The sequence below is a fragment of the Polaromonas sp. P4_F4 genome (genome assembly GCF_056401355.1).
The window spans coordinates 44,401-61,344 of record NZ_JBFUJO010000002.1 but is presented as its reverse complement, the minus strand read 5'-3'; the positions used below and the strand labels follow the sequence as shown (position 1 = coordinate 61,344).

General features: G+C 65.5%; 20 protein-coding genes. 8 read left to right on the top strand and 12 right to left on the bottom strand.

Features of this window, described 5'->3' with window-relative positions; translation table 11 throughout:
• Positions 1–18: 18 nt before the first annotated feature.
• Positions 19–1,320, bottom strand: a complete 1,302-nt coding sequence (locus AC1DUR_RS02865) for an L-fuconate dehydratase (RefSeq protein WP_477721133.1) — start codon at positions 1,318–1,320, stop codon at positions 19–21.
• A 104-nt stretch (positions 1,321–1,424) separates the two neighbouring features.
• Here AC1DUR_RS02865 and AC1DUR_RS02860 point away from each other — a divergent pair, with 104 nt between their 5' ends.
• Positions 1,425–2,429, top strand: coding sequence for a LysR family transcriptional regulator (locus tag AC1DUR_RS02860; RefSeq protein WP_477721132.1), 1,005 nt, complete (start codon positions 1,425–1,427; stop codon positions 2,427–2,429).
• Between the two features lie 13 nt (positions 2,430–2,442).
• Here the strand turns inward: AC1DUR_RS02860 and AC1DUR_RS02855 are convergent, their stop codons facing one another.
• Together AC1DUR_RS02855 and AC1DUR_RS02850 are read right to left on the bottom strand one after the other, a co-directional pair.
• The gene (locus AC1DUR_RS02855; protein ID WP_477721131.1) at positions 2,443–3,426 is read right to left on the bottom strand and encodes a Bug family tripartite tricarboxylate transporter substrate binding protein; all 984 of its coding nucleotides are present in this window, start codon (positions 3,424–3,426) and stop codon (positions 2,443–2,445) included.
• Positions 3,427–4,308, bottom strand: coding sequence for a fumarylacetoacetate hydrolase family protein (locus tag AC1DUR_RS02850; RefSeq protein ID WP_477721130.1), 882 nt, complete (start codon positions 4,306–4,308; stop codon positions 3,427–3,429). It lies immediately after the preceding gene.
• 192 nt (positions 4,309–4,500) lie between these two features.
• Between AC1DUR_RS02850 and AC1DUR_RS02845 the strand changes: the two genes are divergently transcribed.
• Positions 4,501–5,172: a FadR/GntR family transcriptional regulator gene (locus AC1DUR_RS02845; protein WP_477721129.1), complete on the top strand. Its 672-nt coding sequence runs from the start codon at positions 4,501–4,503 to the stop codon at positions 5,170–5,172.
• Between the two features lie 17 nt (positions 5,173–5,189).
• On the opposite strand, the gene AC1DUR_RS02840 is transcribed toward AC1DUR_RS02845, so the two are convergent.
• The 7 genes from AC1DUR_RS02840 to AC1DUR_RS02810 are packed head-to-tail and all read right to left on the bottom strand — an operon-like array spanning position 5,190 to position 10,965.
• The gene (locus AC1DUR_RS02840) at positions 5,190–6,095 is read right to left on the bottom strand and encodes an amidohydrolase family protein (RefSeq protein ID WP_477721128.1); all 906 of its coding nucleotides are present in this window, start codon (positions 6,093–6,095) and stop codon (positions 5,190–5,192) included.
• Positions 6,096–6,110: 15 nt separating this feature from the next.
• A complete protein-coding gene (gene araD1, locus AC1DUR_RS02835) occupies positions 6,111–7,121 on the bottom strand; it encodes an AraD1 family protein (RefSeq protein WP_477721127.1) in 1,011 nt (336 codons plus the stop codon).
• A 10-nt stretch (positions 7,122–7,131) separates the two neighbouring features.
• Complete coding sequence (locus AC1DUR_RS02830; RefSeq protein ID WP_477721126.1) at positions 7,132–7,932, bottom strand: transporter substrate-binding domain-containing protein; 801 nt, start codon at positions 7,930–7,932, stop codon at positions 7,132–7,134.
• A gap of 19 nt (positions 7,933–7,951) precedes the next feature.
• Positions 7,952–8,680, bottom strand: a complete 729-nt coding sequence (locus tag AC1DUR_RS02825; protein ID WP_477716653.1) for an amino acid ABC transporter ATP-binding protein — start codon at positions 8,678–8,680, stop codon at positions 7,952–7,954.
• Entirely contained in the window at positions 8,658–9,362 is a 705-nt protein-coding gene (locus AC1DUR_RS02820; protein WP_477721125.1) for an amino acid ABC transporter permease, read from the bottom strand. The genes AC1DUR_RS02825 and AC1DUR_RS02820 overlap by 23 nt, the downstream gene beginning before the upstream one ends.
• Before the next feature lie 15 nt (positions 9,363–9,377).
• A complete protein-coding gene (locus tag AC1DUR_RS02815) occupies positions 9,378–10,061 on the bottom strand; it encodes an amino acid ABC transporter permease (RefSeq protein ID WP_477721124.1) in 684 nt (227 codons plus the stop codon).
• 16 nt (positions 10,062–10,077) lie between these two features.
• Positions 10,078–10,965, bottom strand: a complete 888-nt coding sequence (locus AC1DUR_RS02810; RefSeq protein WP_477721123.1) for an NAD(P)-dependent oxidoreductase — start codon at positions 10,963–10,965, stop codon at positions 10,078–10,080.
• Positions 10,966–11,376: 411 nt separating this feature from the next.
• Between AC1DUR_RS02810 and AC1DUR_RS02805 the strand changes: the two genes are divergently transcribed.
• Positions 11,377–12,036 (top strand): peroxiredoxin, encoded by a 660-nt coding sequence (locus tag AC1DUR_RS02805; RefSeq protein ID WP_477721122.1) that lies wholly within the window; start codon positions 11,377–11,379, stop codon positions 12,034–12,036.
• On the top strand, positions 12,033–13,073 hold the full coding sequence (locus AC1DUR_RS02800) for an MBL fold metallo-hydrolase (protein ID WP_477721121.1): 1,041 nt from the start codon (positions 12,033–12,035) through the stop codon (positions 13,071–13,073). The genes AC1DUR_RS02805 and AC1DUR_RS02800 overlap by 4 nt, the downstream gene beginning before the upstream one ends.
• Positions 13,074–13,124: 51 nt before the next feature.
• Here AC1DUR_RS02800 and AC1DUR_RS02795 read toward each other — a convergent pair whose 3' ends face one another.
• Together AC1DUR_RS02795 and AC1DUR_RS02790 are read right to left on the bottom strand one after the other, a co-directional pair.
• Positions 13,125–13,745, bottom strand: a complete 621-nt coding sequence (locus AC1DUR_RS02795; RefSeq protein WP_477716659.1) for a class I SAM-dependent methyltransferase — start codon at positions 13,743–13,745, stop codon at positions 13,125–13,127.
• A 120-nt stretch (positions 13,746–13,865) separates the two neighbouring features.
• Positions 13,866–14,747, bottom strand: a complete 882-nt coding sequence (locus tag AC1DUR_RS02790) for an MBL fold metallo-hydrolase (protein WP_477721120.1) — start codon at positions 14,745–14,747, stop codon at positions 13,866–13,868.
• A 105-nt stretch (positions 14,748–14,852) separates the two neighbouring features.
• On the opposite strand from AC1DUR_RS02790, the gene AC1DUR_RS02785 reads away from it, so the two are divergent.
• The 4 genes from AC1DUR_RS02785 to AC1DUR_RS02770 all read left to right on the top strand — a co-directional run bounded on the left by AC1DUR_RS02785 (position 14,853) and on the right by AC1DUR_RS02770 (position 16,805).
• Positions 14,853–15,224: an ArsR/SmtB family transcription factor gene (locus AC1DUR_RS02785; RefSeq protein ID WP_477721119.1), complete on the top strand. Its 372-nt coding sequence runs from the start codon at positions 14,853–14,855 to the stop codon at positions 15,222–15,224.
• Positions 15,224–15,658, top strand: a complete 435-nt coding sequence (locus AC1DUR_RS02780) for a YeeE/YedE family protein (protein WP_477721118.1) — start codon at positions 15,224–15,226, stop codon at positions 15,656–15,658. Before AC1DUR_RS02785 ends, AC1DUR_RS02780 begins: the two co-directional genes overlap by 1 nt.
• A gap of 26 nt (positions 15,659–15,684) precedes the next feature.
• Positions 15,685–16,122: a DUF6691 family protein gene (locus tag AC1DUR_RS02775; protein ID WP_477721117.1), complete on the top strand. Its 438-nt coding sequence runs from the start codon at positions 15,685–15,687 to the stop codon at positions 16,120–16,122.
• A gap of 185 nt (positions 16,123–16,307) precedes the next feature.
• Positions 16,308–16,805, top strand: a complete 498-nt coding sequence (locus tag AC1DUR_RS02770) for a rubrerythrin family protein (protein ID WP_477721116.1) — start codon at positions 16,308–16,310, stop codon at positions 16,803–16,805.
• The last annotated feature ends 139 nt before the right edge of the window (positions 16,806–16,944 follow it).

The following is a 16,944-nucleotide window of genomic DNA, read 5'->3' as shown; positions in this document are numbered from 1 at the left end:
ACGTGAAGCTCAGGACCTTCAGGACCAGGCAGGGCCGTTCGGAAACTCGAATTCCTTGAGCGTCGCGGCATGCATCTCGATGCTGTAGCCCGGGCGCTGCGGCGGCATGTAGCGGCCCTTGCGGATGACCACCGGGTCGAGGAAATGCTCGTGCAGGTGATCCACGTATTCCAGCACACGGTTTTCCAGCGAGGCGGACACCGCGATGTAGTCAAACAGCGAGATGTTCTGCACGTACTCGCACAGGCCCACACCACCGGCGTGCGGGCACACCGGCACACCGAACTTGGCGGCCATCAGCAGCACCACCAGCACCTCGTTCAAGCCACCGAGGCGGGCCGCGTCAACCTGGCAGAAGTCAATGGCCTTGGCCTGCAGCAGCTGCTTGAACATCACCCGGTTGTGGCAATGCTCGCCGGTCGCCATGCCGATGGGCGCAATGCGCTCGCGGATGGTGGCATGCCCCAGGATGTCGTCCGGGTTGGTCGGCTCTTCGATCCACCAGGGTTCGAAGGCGGCCAGGCGGCGCATGTTGACGACGGCCTCGTCCACTTCCCACACCTGGTTGGCGTCCATCATGAGCTTGCGGTCCCAGCCGATCTCTTCGCGCAGGATGGCGGCGCGGCGCATGTCTTCCTCGATACTGCCGCCGACCTTCTGCTTGAAGTGTGTCCAGCCCTCGGCCACGCCTTCGCGGGCCAGACGGCGCATTTTTTCCTCGGAATAACCCAGCCAGCCGGCCGAGGTGGTGTAGCCGGGGTAGCCCTGCGCCAGCATTTCCTGCTCTCGTGCGGCCTTGCCGCCGGCGTTGCGGCGCAGGATGGCCAGCGCCTCCTCGGGCGTGAGCGCGTCGGTGACAAAGCGGAAGTCCAGGCAGCGCACCAGCTCCTCGGGGCTCATGTCGGCCAGCAGCTTCCAGACCGGCTTGCCTTCGGACTTGGCCCACAGGTCCCAGACGGCATTGACGATGGCGGCCGTGGCCAGGTGGATCACGCCTTTGTCCGGGCCCAGCCAGCGCAGCTGGCTGTCGCCGCTGGTGATGTTGCGCCAGAACGCGCCCATGTTGCCCGTGATCTCTTCGAGCGTGTGGCCCACCACGAACGAAGCCAGCGAGTTGACGGCGGCCACGCAGATTTCATTGCCGCGGCCAATCGTGAAGGTCAGCCCATGGCCTTCCAGCGCCGAGGGGGCATCGGTGTGCAGGACGACGTAGGTGGCGGAATAGTCGGGCGCTGCGTTCATGGCGTCCGAGCCATCGAGCGAGCGCGAGGTGGGGAAACGGATGTCGCGAACCGAGAGGTGGGTGATGGTGGTCGGCACTTCTGTCTTTCAAAGGGAGTGAAAAGATAGCGAAGCTTATGCGGATTGGCGATCCCCATCCAATCGTTATTTGGTATATTTCGATTCACATTTTTGGATCACTCATGGACGATGCCAACGGCACTCCCGCCACCGCTGCCACCCCCGCCACTCCCTCGCCTCCCGCCCCTCCGGCCAACCTGTTTCGCCGGCTGCGCATCAAGAGCCGGCAGGTGATGCTGCTGGACGCCCTCGACGAGCACCGCAACCTGCGGCGCGCGGCGGCGGCCATCCACACCACCCAGCCCGCCGCCACGGCGCTGCTGCAGCAGCTTGAAGAAGGGCTGGGCGTGGTGCTGTTCGAGCGCCATGCGCGCGGCATGGAGCCCACGGTGTATGGCGAGGTGATGATTCGCTACGCCCGCGGCGTGCTGCACGACTTCGCCCACGCCGGCGACGAGATGGCCGCCCTGGCCGCGGGCGCGTCCGGGCTGGTGCGCATTGGCAGCGTCATGGGCGCCACGCCGGTCCTGCTCACCCAGGGCCTGGCGCGCTTCAAGGCCGGCAATCCGCGGGTGCGCGTTTCCCTGCAGGTGGACACCAGCGACCTGCTGATGCCGGCCCTGCTGCGCGGTGACCTCGACGTGGTGCTGGGACGCCTGCCGGACCAGTTCTATGACGAAGACCTGGAGATCGAGCAGCTTGAGGGCGAGCCGATGAGCGTGGTGGCGCGGCCGGGCCATCCGCTGTTTGGCCTCGCCAAGGTGACGCTGGCCGACCTGGTCGCGCAGACCTGGATCCTGCATCCGCTGGGCAGCCCGATGCGGCGCCGCGTCGAGCAGGCGCTGCAACACGCCAGCCTGTCGGCGCCGCCCGACATCGTCGAGACCTCGTCCATCCTCGCCACCACCTCGCTGCTGGAGGCCAGCGACATGATCTCGGTCGTGCCGCTGGACGTGGCGCAGCACTATGCGAACTATGGGATGGTCGCGATCCTGCCGGTGGACCTGCCGATGCCCATGGCCAACCTGGGCATCATCACGCGCAAGAAAAAAGACCTGTCGCCCGCGGTGAAGGGCTTTTTGCATGCCCTGCGCGACAGCATGCTGGAACGGCAGATCGCGCGTTAGCGCGCTAGCCGCGTTACTCGACGCGCCCGATGCGCTGCACCAGCGCCGTCATCTGGCGGGCGTCGGCTTGCACGAAGTGCTCGAACTCGGGCTTGTCCTGGTACTGGAAATAGCTGCCCGCCGAGGCCAGCGACTGGATCGCACGCGGGTCTTCGGCGGCGAACTTCGCCGCCTGGCGCAGGCGCGTCACCACGGGCTCGGGTGTGGCGGCGGGCACGAAAAGGCCCGACCACTGCGAGTAGGAGATCGGCACGCCCAGTTCCTTGAAGCTCGGCACGTCGGGCAGCGCCGCGAGCTTGGTCTCGCCCCAATGCGCCAGTGCACGCAGCGTGCCGGCACGAATGTGCTGCATCACGCTGGATGGGCCGGTCGCAATGGCATCGACCTGCCCCATCAGAACCGACAACACCGCCGGACCTGCGCCGGTGTACGGCACGTGCAGCATGAAGCTGTTGGTCGCGGCCTTGAGCTGCTCCATCGGCACGTGCATGGTGCCGTAGTTGCCGGACGAGCCGAAGGTGATCGCACCGGGCTTGGCCTTGACGGCGGCGATGAAGTCCTTGTAGGTCTTCCACGGGCTGTCGGCCTTCACGATCAGCACGGTGGGGTCGGCGGTGAAGCGCGCGATCGGCTTCAGCTGGTCCAGCGTGTACATCGGCGTGCGCTTGAGCACCTTGTCGGCTTCGGGCAGCACGACGACCGACGACAGCGACATGAGCATGGTGTAGCCATCGGCCTTGGCCTTGGCGACCTGGCCCATGCCGATGCCGCCACCGGCGCCACCGCGGTTTTCCACGATCACGGATTGATTGAGCGCACGGCCCATCGCCTCAGCCACGGGGCGACCCACGGTGTCGGCCACGCCGCCAGGCGGGAACGGGACCGTCATGGTCAGGGGGTGGGCGGGGAATCCATGCTGCGCCCACGCGGGGGCAGACAGCAGGCCCGGCACAGCCGAAGAGGCCAGGAATTGAAGTACGTTACGACGGTCGATCATTTACAGGGTCTCCACACGGTTGTTGAGTTCACCCAGGCCGGTCACGGCGACGCGGACCTGGTCGCCATGGCGAAGGAATTTGGGGGGCGTGAAGCCGATGCCGACACCGACGGGCGTGCCGGTGGCGATGATGTCGCCGGGCTGCAGCGTCATGGCGCGCGACAGGGTCTCGACCAGGGTCGCCACGTCGAAGATCAGCTGCGAAATATGCGCGTCCTGGCGCAGTTCGCCGTTGACCCAGGTCTGCACGCGCAGCGAATCGATCGGCGCGTCGTCCTGCGTGGCGATCCACGGGCCGAGCGGGCAGAAGCCGTCGAGCGACTTGCCCAGGAACCACTGCGCATGGTTCTTCTGCAGGTCGCGGGCGGTGACGTCGTTCAGCGCGACGAAGCCGAACACCTTGCTCAAGGCGTCGGCCTTCGAGACGTTGCGGCAGGGCGCGCCGATGACCACGCCGATCTCGCCTTCGTAGTCGACCGACGAGGTGTGCTTGCTGTCAAAACGGATGGCGTCGTTGGGGCCGGCCAGCGTCGTGGTCGCCTTGGTGAAGATCTGCGGAAACGCCGGAATGGCCGAAGCGCCGCTGGTCGCGTTGAAACCGCTCTTGTCGAACTCCATCGCATGGTCGTGGTAGTTCTTGCCCACCGCGATGACGTTGCGCACGAAGGCCGACAGCGGCGGCAGGAACCTGACTTCGGCCAGCGGCGCACAGTCGGTGGCGGCGGACTTCAGGTCGTTCGCCGTCAGGCCCTGCTCGATCACGGCAAGCACGGGGTTGGGATGGGAAGCGAGGCCGCCCTCGATGAACAGGACCTCCTGCTTCTGCTCGTCGATCAAGGCAAGGCGGGTCTTGCCGGCCCAGGTGGCGCGTCCGATCTTCATGAAATCTCCAGTAAAAGTGAAAGCACCAATTGGTACTTATTGGGTTGATTTGGTTAACTTGGTTGGATTCTAGTTCAACTCGATATTCCACTCAATAACCGACCAAACCTGATGTGTATTCACGCAATTGGTTTGATTTGGTACGATGAGGCTGTGTCCTTCCAGAGTCCTTCCAACCACCCGGAGCCTTTCATGGACAGTGCAGCCCAGTTGCGGGAAACCATCGTCAAGAACCTGAAGTCCGGCACCTGGCGGGCCGGGCACCGCATTCCCACCGAGCGCGAGCTGTGCGACCAGTTCGGCATCGGCCGTTCCACGGTGCGACGCGTGCTGGCGCAACTGAAGGATGCGCAGCTCATCACGCAGACCGTCGGCAGCGGGACTTATGTCACCGATGGCGTCAACGGCGCGCTGGCCCGCATGGCGAAGGGCTGCCCCGCCCAGGCCACCAGCCCGGCGGAATTGATGGAAGCCCGGCTGGCGCTGGAGCCGGCTATCGTGGAGTTGGTGATCCGCAACGCGACGTCGGCCGATTTCGCGCGCATGCAAGCGTGCTGCGACAAGGCCGAAGCCGCCGCCTCGCTGGAGGAATTCGAGCACTGGGACGGCATGCTGCACGAGGTCATCGCGGAAGCCGCCCACAACACCTTCGTCACCAACGTGTCCCGCCTCATGAGCGAGGCGCGCGAGCAAGGCGAGTGGGGAATGCTCAAGCGCAAGAGCGTCACGCCGGAGCGCCGTGCCGAGTACCAGCGCGAGCACAGGGCACTGGTCGCGGCATTCCAGGACCGCGACCTGGCCACCGCCACCGCGCGAACCCGCGACCACCTGCTGCGCGTACGGCGCAACCTGCTGGGAATCTAGGAGTCTGCGCGGCCGGTTCAGCGGCGCATGTCGTAGAGGCGCAGCGCGTTGTCGTGGAACAGCTGGCGCTGCTCGTGCGGCGCGAGGTCGGCGACGATCGCCGCGAAGCCGCGGAAGATGTCCTCGAACGAGGCGCACAGGCTGTCCACCGGAAAGTTGCTGCCGAACATGCAGCGGTCAGCACCAAAGATCTCGATGGTGTCGCGGACCACCGGGCGGTTGGCCTCCACCGACCAGCGCCGCCCGGCCAGACCAATGCCGCTGAGTTTGACAAAAACGTTCGGGCACTGCGCCACGCACCGCATGGCCTCTCGCCAGGCTGCGAGCCCTTCGCTGCTTCGATCCGAAGGCATGCCCGTGTGGTTGATGATGAGGGGGGTGTCCGGAAAGTCCCGCGCCAGGGCTGCGGCCTCGTGCAAATGCCAAAAGGGTGTTTGCAGCTCGAAATGCAGGCCGTGGCGCGCCAGCAGGCCATAGTTGTGCCGCCACGCGGGGTCGGCCATGCCACCCGCTGCCGTGTCGGCTGGCGATTCGTTGGCGCGCGGCTTGTGGCGAATGCCGCGCACAAACCCGAAGGCGGCCAGTTGCTCCAGCGTCTGCTGCGCATCGGGCTGGTCCAGCCAGGCTTTGCCGACCGCCACCGTGGGCCAACCGCTTTGCTGGCGCAGGCCCGCGATGTAGCGCATCTCGCCGATGGGGTCGCGCGGATCCCAATCGGCCTCGATGTAGACACTGCCGGCCAGCCTGAACGCCGCCGTATCCCTGAGGTAGTCAGCCGTTAGGTAGGGGCGGGCGATCGACTGATGATCGCCATAGCGATGCGGCGGACGGTCGCTGTCGCACAACCACGGGTAGTAGTTCAGGACGGGGTCCCAGAAATGGTGGTGGGCATCGATGATGGGAAACCCCAGCGGTTCGGTCATGGCAGGTCCTGAAGGTCAGGCAGCTTTCATGCTGCCGTAGCGAAAAGCGTTCTCGACGCGCCGGATGCCGTTGACCAGCGCCCGGCCGAACGGTGGTGCGGAGATTTCGAAGCGGCAGGCACTGTCGACCTTGATGCCTTCGGCGAACGACAGCGTGGCGGTGCCGAAGTAGTGCACGTGTACGTCGCCCGGCACCAGGAACTGGTCGTACTTGAAATGGTGGAACTCGATGTTGCCGATGGAGTGCGACATGTTGTCCTCCCCGGTGAAAAAGGGTTTTTCCCAACGCGAGCGACCCTTGCGCACAATGCGCGACAGGCCGGTGATGCTCGGCGGCAGTTCGTTGAGCAACAGCTCCGGGCCGAAAGAGCTGCCGCCCAGCTTGGCGTGCGACACCAAGCCGCTGTTGCTGCGCTCGGTGACATGGTCGGACAGCTCGTTGGCGAGGGCAAAACCGACGCGGCGCGGCGTGCGGTCGGCACCGATCAGGTACAGGCCGGCCAGTTCGGGCTCTTCGCTCGCGTCTTCGGCGAAGGCCGCAACCGGAAAATCCTGGTAGGGATGGACCACCGAATGGCCACTGCCCTTGAAGTGCCATTCGGGGGCGACGCCCGGCGGGCCATTGCCATCGGGACGCCCGCCTTCCAGGCCCAGCTTGAACAGACGCAATGAATCGCTGAGCGAGGTCTGGCCGGCGTGCAGCGCGCGCCGCAGGTGGTCGCGTGTGCGTTCGCTGCCCAGGTGTGTCAGGCCCGAGCTGCTGACCAGCATGTGGGCCGGGTCCGGGTGGTCGAACGGCACCAGCACGGCCTGCCGCTCCACCAGCCCGTCGTAATCGACCCGCTCGCCCGAAACCCGCTTTTTGGCCAGCCGCGCCAGCAGCGTCTTTTCTGCCAGCGCCTGCTGGACCAGCGCATACGTGCTGTCGCAGCCGGCCAGCACCCGCACGGTATCGGGCGCTTCGACCAGGCCGACGGCGCGCTCGCCGTCGGCGCGCAGGAACTGCAACAGGCGCAACGCGGCCATCAGGCAAGCCTTACTTCAGCCACTTCTCGAGCGCCTCGGCCGGGATCTCCGCGCCGTGGTACTTCTTGAAGATCTCGCCCAGCTTGCCGTTCTTGTGGTTGGCCCGCACCCAGTCGTTCACCCAGGCCAGCATGCGTGTGTCGTCCTTGCGCACGCCGATTCCGAGGTCGTTGGTACGCAGGATGAACTTGGGCTCCAGCTGCCGGTTCGGCGCCTTCTGCATCATCGTCTGGAACAGCGCGTTCGAGGTGCCCACCAGGTCGGCCTGGCCGGTGACGACGGCAGTTATCACGCCGGCATCGTCGTCATACCGCACCACGGTGGCGCCCTTGGCGTTCTGCGTGATGTCGCTGTCCTGCGTGGTGCTGCGGTTCACCGCCACGCTCTTGCCGGCGAGGTCCGCCATGCTCTTGACCTGGATGCCCTTGATGCCGCCCACCAGCGAGATCTGCGGGGCATAGGGCACCGAGTAGTCGATCACCTTGGCGCGATCGGCCGTCCAGGCCAGGGTGGAGACGATGATGTCGGCCTTGCCGGTCTGCAGGTTGGGAATGCGCGTAGCGCCGACGGTGGGCACCACTTCCAGGGCGACGCCGAGGTCCTTGGCCAGCAGCACCGCCACGTCATAGTCGGAGCCGGTGGGTTTCATGTTGCCGTCGGTCATGCCCGAGGGCGGTACCGCGAGGTCGACCGAGATGCGGATCTTCTTGGCCGCGCGGATGCTGTCCAGCGTGTCGGCCTGGGCGGCCAGGCCGGCCAGCGCCAGGGCGGCCACGACAGTGCTGCGGGAGAGGATGGAGATCAGTTTCATGGTGAGGTTTCCTTTGGGGTTACAAGCCGTTGTCGACAAATTGCTGCAGTTCGGCGGTCTGCGGGTTGAGCAGCATGTCGCCGGTTCCGGTTTCCCAGATCCGGCCTTCATGCATGAAGATCACGACGTCGGCCACCTTGCGGGCGAACGCCATTTCATGGGTCACCAGCACCATGGTCATGCCGCCGGCGGCCAGCTCCTCGATGACCTTGAGCACTTCGCCGGTCAGCTGCGGGTCGAGCGCCGAGGTGACCTCGTCGAACAGCATGACCTGCGGCTCCATCGCCAGCGAGCGGGCGATCGCCACGCGCTGTTGCTGGCCGCCCGACAGCTGCTCGGGGTAGGCCTGCGCCTTGTCCGCCAGGCCGACCTGGCGCAGCACCGTCCGGGCGAGTTCCAGCGCCTCGGCCCGGCTCTTGCCCTTGGCGGCGCGCGGCGCCAGCGTGATGTTCTCCTCCACCGTGAGATGCGGAAACAGGTTGTAGCTCTGGAACACGATGCCGACGTCGCGGCGCAGGCCGCGCAGGTCGATGGCCGGGTCGCTCACCCGGTGGCCGCAAACTTCGATCAGGCCGCTGTCGATGGCTTCCAGCCGGTTGATGCAGCGCAGCGCCGTGCTCTTGCCCGAGCCGCTGCGGCCAATGATGGCCACCACCTGGCCTTTTTTCACCTGGAACGACACCCCCTTGAGCACGTTCAGGCTGCCGAAGCTCTTGTGCACGTTTTCAAGATTCACAATATTGGACATTGCCGATTCCTTTCTTCAGTTCCGGCTCGGGCTTGCGGCCAGCGAGCAATCTGTTTTCGAGTTTCCGGGCCCACCAGGACAGCGGGAAACACAGCAAAAAGTACAAGCCGGCGACCAGCATGTAGACCACGAAGGGCTCGAACAACGAGTTGTTGATGATCTGGCCGGCGCGCGCCAGCTCGACGAAGCCGACGACGGAGGCGAGCGAGGTGTTTTTGACGATCTGCACCATGAAGCCCACGGTGGGTGGCGTGGCGATGCGCAGCGCCTGCGGCAGGATCACCATGAACAGCCGCTGGGTGCGGGTCAACGCCAGGCATTCGGCGGCTTCCCACTGGGTTTTGGGAACCGCCTCGATGCAGCCGCGCCAGATCTCGCCGATATAGGCGCTGACGTAGATGGTCATCGACAGCCCGGCGGCCACGATCGCGGGCAGGCTCAGGCCCATGATGCTCAGGCCGAAATACGACAGGAACATCAGGATCAGCAGCGGCGTGCCCTGCACCAGCTGCACATACCCGAGCGCCAGCCAGCGCAGCGTGCGGCTGCGCGAAATGCGTGCCAGCGCGACGCCAAAGCCCAGCAGGCCACCGCCGGCGAAGGCCATCAGCGACAGGATGACGGTCCAGCCCGCGCCCTGCGCCAGGAAGTAGAGATGGTTGAGGTTGAATTCGTTGTTCATGGCCTGATCCCGCGTTTACAGGGGGGTGCCGAGCCGGCGGCGGCGCGTGAAAACGGCCTGGCCGATGGCCCAGAAACCGAGGCGCATCAGCAGCGACAGCATCAGGTAGAACACGGCCACCACGATGTAGGTCTCGAAGGAGCGGTAGGTGTCGGACTGGACGCGGTTGGCAATCGCCGTCAGTTCCTCCGCGGAGATTTGCGAAGTGATGGACGAGGCCAGCATCAGCAGCACGAACTGGCTGGTCAGCGCCGGGTAGACGCGCTCCATGGCGGGACGCAGGACCACATGCCAGTAGACCTGCAGCTTCGACAGCGCCAGGCACTCGGCGGCCTCGAGCTGCCCCTTGTGGATGGAGTCGATGCCGGCGCGCATGATCTCGGTGGTGTAGGCGCCGATGTTGATGACCAGCGCCGCAATCGCCGCCACGTAGGCCGGCACCTTGAAGCCCAGGCTGGACAGCCCGAAGTAGACGATGAAGATCTGCACCAGCAGGGGGGTGTTGCGGATGGTCTCCACGTAGAGGCTGCAGGCCTGCGCGATCCAGCCGTTGCGGCTGCCGCGGCCGAAGGCACACAGCGTGCCGATCAGGAAACCCAGCAGCGTGGCGATCACCGCGAGCTGGATCGTCAGCCAGGCGCCGTGCAGAAACAGCGGCCACTGGGCCAGCACGGCGGAGAAGTCGAATTTGTAAGTCATGTTGTCGCCGGCAGGTTCAGGCCGCGGGCCGGTACGAGTTGACGATGGAGGCCGTGTCCTTCATGCCGTTGCCCTGCTCGACATAGTCGGTGTAGCGCCGTGTAGCGGCCTCGAGCATGGGCAGGCTGAGCTGGAGCGCGTGCGCGTACTCCTTCACGGCCTTCAGGTCCTTCAGCAGTTGCCGGGCATAACTGCGCGGCGGCTCAAACGCGCGCGCCTGCATCTGCGGGTAGAGCTGCTTCAGGAGGCTGCTGTCGGCATGGCCGCCGGCCAGGCACTGCGGCAGCACCTGCGCATTGATGCCGGCCGCTTCAGCCAGGGTCAGGGCCTCGGCCAGCACCACATAACCGCTGCCGACAATCAGCTGGTTGATCATCTTGGCGGTCTGGCCCGCGCCGCTCGGGCCGATGTGGGTGAAGTTGGCGGCGAGGTCGGCCATCACGGCGCGGATGGACTCGATGTCGCTGGCTTCGCCGCCGGCCATCACCGTCAGCGTGCCGGCACGCGATTGCAGCGGGCCACCGCTCACGGGAGCATCGACCCAGCGCATGCCGGTCTCGCCCTGCAGTTGCCGCGCCATGGTGCGCGTTGCCGCGGGGTCGATGGTGGAATGGTCGATCAGGGTCTTGCCGGCCGCCGCCGTCTGGGCAATGCCCTGCGCCCCGAAAACACAGCTGCGCACCGCCTCGGTATGCAGCACGCACAGGATCACGATGTCGCTGGCCTCGGTGACGGCCGCCGGTGAAGGCGCGCTCACGGCGCCGGCCGCCACCAGGGGCGGCACCCGCTCGGGCTCGAGGTTCCAGACCGTGACCGGCCAGCCCTGTTCGAGCAGGCGCAGGGTCATCGCCGTGCCCATGATGCCCAGGCCTATGAACCCGATACGGGCCTTTTCAACTGCCATGCTTGTCTCCAGTGCCACTGTGTTTGACGTGGTGACGAAGCATACGAAGGCTAGCGATCCTCATCCAATCGTATTTCGTGATCTATCGATACGGGTTTTCGGATCAGCACGGAAGCCATGCGGAACGCCGATCGATGTCTGGCACCCCCACCGGGGCCGGCATTCGGGCTCGGCTCTACTGGATCTGGTCCGGCAACAGGAAGGGCGGCTCGCAGTGCAGCAAGCGGCCGCGGCCCTGGCGCGGATGAAAGGACTGGCCGTTTTCTCCGTGGCCGTCCAGCCGTCATCGCGCGCTCGACCTGCGGCGGGCTAGCTGCTACTATTTCAAGTTCTTCCAAAGCATTTCAAGGTGGCTCTGCGCCAGAGCGCCGGGCGAGTCGCCGCCGACCAACAGGCGCTGAAGGAGTAGTCATGTCTTTGCGCATCAACGACACCGCCCCCGACTTCACGGCCGAGACCACTCAGGGCAAGATCCGCTTTCACGAATGGATAGGGGACGGATGGGCGATCCTGTTCTCGCACCCGAAGGACTTCACGCCCGTCTGCACGACGGAACTCGGTTACATGGCGAAGATTGAGCCCGAGTTCACGCGCCGCAACTGCAAGCTGATTGGCCTGTCGGTGGATCCGGTGGACAACCACACGCGCTGGGCCAGCGACATCGAAGAGACCCAGGGCCATCGGCCGAAATACCCGATGATCGGCGACACCGACCTGGCGGTCGCCAAGCTCTACAACATGCTGCCGGCGGACGAGCCCGGCACCGCCGAGGGCCGCACCGCGGCCACGAACGCCACCGTCCGCTCGGTTTTTGTCATTGGCCCCGACAAGAAGATCAAGCTGATGATGACCTACCCGATGACCACCGGCCGCAACTTCGACGAGATCCTGCGCGTGCTCGACTCGATGCAGATGACGGCCAAACACAAGGTGGCCACGCCGGTGAACTGGAAGCAGGGCGACGACGTGATCATCGCCGGCTCGGTGTCCGACGACGATGCGAAGGCGTTGTTCCCGCAGGGCTGGAAGGCGCCCAAACCCTACCTGCGCATCGTCAAGCAACCGTCATGATCTTCGAGCAGGTCGCCGTCGGAGGCTGCCAGTCCTACCTGCTGGGTTGTGCTGACACCTGCGCCGGAGCGCTGATCGATCCCGAGGTCAGCCAGGTCGACCGTTACCTGGCGCTGGCGTCGCGCGACGCGCTGCGCATCCACTTCGTGATCGATACGCACACGCATGCCGATCACTTCTCGGCCGCGCGCCAGCTGGCCGACCGCCTCGGCGCGATGACCGTCATGCACCGGGCCAGCCCGGCGCCCGGCGTGGACCTGCGCGTCGATGACGGCGAGATGATCGTGCTCGGCAAGTTGCGGCTGCAGGTGCTGTACACGCCCGGGCACACCGTGGACTCGATGTGCCTGGTCTCGGGCGACCGGGTCTTCACCGGCGACACGCTGCTCATCGGTGGCACCGGGCGCACCGACCTTCCTACCGGCGATCCCGAAGCGCTGTACGACAGCCTGTTCGGGCGGCTCCTGAAGCTCGACCCGGCGCTGCTGGTGTACCCGGCCCACGACTACAAGGGCCGCAGCCACTCGACCATCGGCGATGAAATCGCTACCAATCCGCGCCTGCAGCGAACGGACCGGGCGGCGTTCGTGGAGATGATGAAGAGTCTCGACCTGTCCATGCCCATCCACCTCACGGAAGCCCTGCGCACCAACATGAGCGGTGGCAAGACCGTGGCGCAGATGCTGGCCGAGGCCGCCGCTTGCGTGCCCTTCATGTCCATGGCCGAATTGCGAAACCGTGTCGAGGCGCCGTCGGCCGATCTGATCGTCCTCGATGTGCGCGAGCGCGACGCCTACGAGGCCGGGCACATTCCCGGCGCGCGGCTGCTGCCGCGCGGCCAACTGGAGCTGCGCGTCGACAGCGAGCTGCCGGACCCGACGACCCGCATCGTCACCTGCTGCGAGTTCGGCCGTGTCTCGACGCTGGCCGCGGCCACGCTGCGCACCATGGGCTTTCAGCGCGTGGTTGCGCTTGACGGCGGCATGAAAAGCTGGCGCGAGGCGGGCTACCCGGTGCGTGCGGGGCCGGCGGCCTGACGGCGACTGCGTTGCTGTGGGTTGCGAGTGGATGCAGGCGGCGGTCCTGCATCACCCAGGCGCCTTGACGCAGTAGCAATAGATGAACTGCTGCGTTGTCCCGGATGGGGTTTCATGGACTTCAGTGGCGCTTTCGACGAGCTGGAAAGCTGCGCCAAATTCCCCGTGCAGCCCCTGCGCGTCATAGCGGACCACGTCAAGACCGCTGCACTGGGCCGGCCCCTCCGGCCCAAAGGTGGCGACGATGACATGGCCGCCCGGCTTGACGGCCCGCATGACCTGCCGCACATAGGCATCGCGTTGCCCGGCGTCGGTCAGGAAGTGGAAAACCGCCCTGTCGTGCCACACGTCGTAGCGTGCTGCGGGGAGGGCCACCTGGGTGACGTCACCGACCCACCACGTCACCGCCTGGCCGGCGGGGCCGAGCCGTTGCCGGGTGGCATCAATGGCCGCCTGCGAAATATCGAGCACGCTGACGTCGCGGTAGCCCGCCGCCAGCAGATCATCGACCAGCGTCGACTCGCCGCCGCCGACGTCAATGACGGACATGGCACGGCCGGGGGCCGCTTTTTCGATCAGCGACAGGGATCGCTCCAGATGCGGGCGAAACCAGCTGACCGCGTCTGCTGCCTTGTGTTGATAGACCTGTTCCCAATGGTGCCGGGTGTTCATTCCTGCTCTTTCACAAAGACGCCAAAGTAATCCGGTGAGGCCCTGATCGCCGGGCAACGCCTGTTTGCGACCCCAGCGCGTTGCCAAAACCCTTTCCTTTGCTTTCCCTTATGAAGCACTTTATCCAGTTTGCGCGCCCAGCGTGTTGACGGGAATTTTCAGATACCGGATGCCGTTGTCCTCGGGCGGCGGCATGTTGCCGGCGCGGACGTTGACCTGGATGGACGGAAGAATAAGGGTGGGCATGTCCAGCGTGGCGTCGCGGGCGGTCCGCATGGCGACGAAGGCCTCTTCGGAGACGCCGTCGTGCACATGAATGTTATGGGCGCGCTGTTCGCCCACGGTGGTCTGCCATTGCGGCGCCCGCGACGCGGGGGGATAGTCGTGGCACACATACATCCTGGTCTTGGCCGGCAAGGCCAGCAGGGTGCGGATGGAGCGATACAGCGCACGGACGTCGCCACCGGGGAAGTCGGCCCGCGCCGTGCCCACGTCGGGCATGAACAGCGTGTCACCCACAAACACCGCGTCCTCCACCCGGTACGCCATGTCCGCGGGGGTGTGGCCGGGAGCCAGCAGCGCGGTGGCCTCGACACCCCCGATGCTGAAAGTCTCGCCGTCCTTGAACAAATGGTCGAACTGGCTGCCGTCGGGCAGGAAGGCGCGCTCCAGGTTAAAGACCGTCTTGAAGGTGGACTGGACCACCCGGATGTTCTCGCCGATAGCAATGCGCCCACCCACATGGTCCTTCAAGTAGCGGGCTGCCGACAGGTGGTCGGCATGGGCGTGGGTCTCCAGAATCCAATCGATGTACAGCCGGTGCTCCGCCACATGGGCCAGCACCCGGTCTGCCGAGGTCGTACTGGTGCGTCCGGCCTTGAAGTCGTAGTCCAGCACCGGGTCGATGATGGCCGCGTGCCGGGTGCTGGTGTCGGCCACCACGTAGGTGACCGTCCCGGTGGGGCTGTCAAAAAAAGCTTGGACCGTGGTGCGGGCACTCATGGCTGACTCCGTGGGCTAACTATAATCTACTTACTAATAATATATATCTTAGTATAATATTGTCAAGCAGCCCGACAGACCCGCAGACAGCACCCACATAGCCCCATGCAACACACCCATCCCGTCATCAATCCCGAGTTGCTGCGCGGCGCGGCCGCGCAGGCGGTCGGCGTGCTGAAACTGCTGGCCAATGAGGACCGGCTGCTGCTGCTATGCCAGTTGTCGCAGGGCGAACGCTGCGTCAGCGAGCTGGAGGGCGGGCTGGGCATCCGCCAGCCCACGCTGTCGCAACAACTCGGCGTGTTGCGCAATGAAGGCGTCGTCAACACACGCCGGCAGGGCAAGAACATTTACTACAGCGTAGCCGATCCGGCCCTGCTTGAAATCCTGGCGGTGTTGTACCGCCTCTACTGCCCCGAGAACCCCAAAAAACCCCAAGACGCCCACGACCCCGAAAGCCCCGAAGGAGCAACCTGATGTCCATCGACTGGAATGCCTTCTCCCCCTGGTCCGCCCTGCTGGGCGGCATGCTGATCGGCCTGGCCGCCGCCCTGTTCGTGCTGCTCAATGGACGCATCGCGGGCATCAGCGGTGTTCTGGGCGGCCTGTTGAAGCCCGCGCGGGGCGATGTGGGCTGGCGTGCCGCCTTCATCGCGGGACTGGTGGGCGCGCCGCTGGTGTACGCGGCATTCTCCGCACTGCCTGCCGTGCAGATTAACGCCGGCTACGGCGCCCTGGTCGCGGCGGGCCTGCTCGTGGGCATAGGCACCCGCTACGGCTCGGGCTGCACCAGCGGCCACGGCGTCTGCGGCCTCTCCAGGTTCTCGCTGCGGTCGCTGGCAGCGACGGCCACCTTCATGGGCACAGGTTTCGTGACGGTGTTCGTGCTGCGCCACCTCTTCAGTCGTTAACCGCCAAGTAGTCAAGGAGCAGATGCATGTTTGTCCTGACATCGCTACTCACCGGCTTGGTGTTCGGCCTGGGGCTCATGGTGTCCGGCATGGCCAATCCGGCCAAAGTACTTGGTTTCCTGGACCTGGCGGGCCGGTGGGACCCCTCGCTGGCACTGGTCATGGCGGGGGCCATCGCGGTGGGCTCTGCCGCCTTCCTGCTGGCGAAAAACCGGACTCGCTCGCTTCTGGGCGCCGATATGAAACTGCCCACCGCCAGCCGTATAGACCGCCGGCTGGTGATGGGCAGTGCGCTGTTCGGCATGGGCTGGGGCATTGCCGGGTTCTGCCCGGGTCCCGGCCTGGTGGCCCTCGGCATGGGCGAGTCCAAAGCGCTGGTGTTTGTCGCCGCGATGCTCGCCGGCATGGCGGTGTTCGAGGTGCTGGAAAAGCGCCGGCAGGCGATGACGCAGCGCACCGCGTGAGCAAGCGCCGATGGGCGCGGCCGCGTTGGCTACCCACGCACCACTGACCGCGCCGGCTCACCCCCCGCTGACCGTCATCGCTTCTATCAATCGTTTAGGCAAAACCAATTGGCCCATGCTATAGTCTGCATATATCATTTCTCCTGTCTCGATAATTTATAGCTATCAACACGCAGGAGTTCACGATGAGCACAACGCAACGCCCCGAAATCAAGACCATGGCCAACCTGGAAGCCGCCTTTGCCGGCGAATCCATGGCGCACATCAAGTACCGCTATTTCGCCAAGCTGGCCCGCGAGGCCGGTGACGAAGCCACAGCGCGCACCTTTGAAGAAACCGCCGACCAGGAAGTGATGCACGCCTTCGGCCACCTGGACCTGCTCTATCCCAAGGCGACCATGACGCCCGCCCGGGCGCTACAGATCGCCATCGACGGCGAAACCTACGAGTACACCGAGATGTACCCCGGCTTCCGCGCCACCGCTGAAGCCGAAGGCAACGCGGCGGCCGTGGCTGAAATGGACGAGCAGATCGAGGAGTCCAAGGTCCACGCGGCCCAGTTCAAGGCCACCCTGGAAAAGGCCCAGAAGCGTTTTGCCGCCCTGGCCCGGGTGGAAGAGCGCCATGCCAACCACTACCAGGCGCGGCTGAATATCGTCAAAGAAGGCGCCGCGGCGGCCTGAACCGGCGGGCCCGCAGGGCTGACCCTGCAGGGGCTGTAAGACGCGAGCGGCAGAGGCGACTGACAATGAACAGTTCTGCACCACAAGCAGCCGGGCGTCCTTCCGGGCGCCCTTGATTTTTGAGAGCCGGCGACCCCTG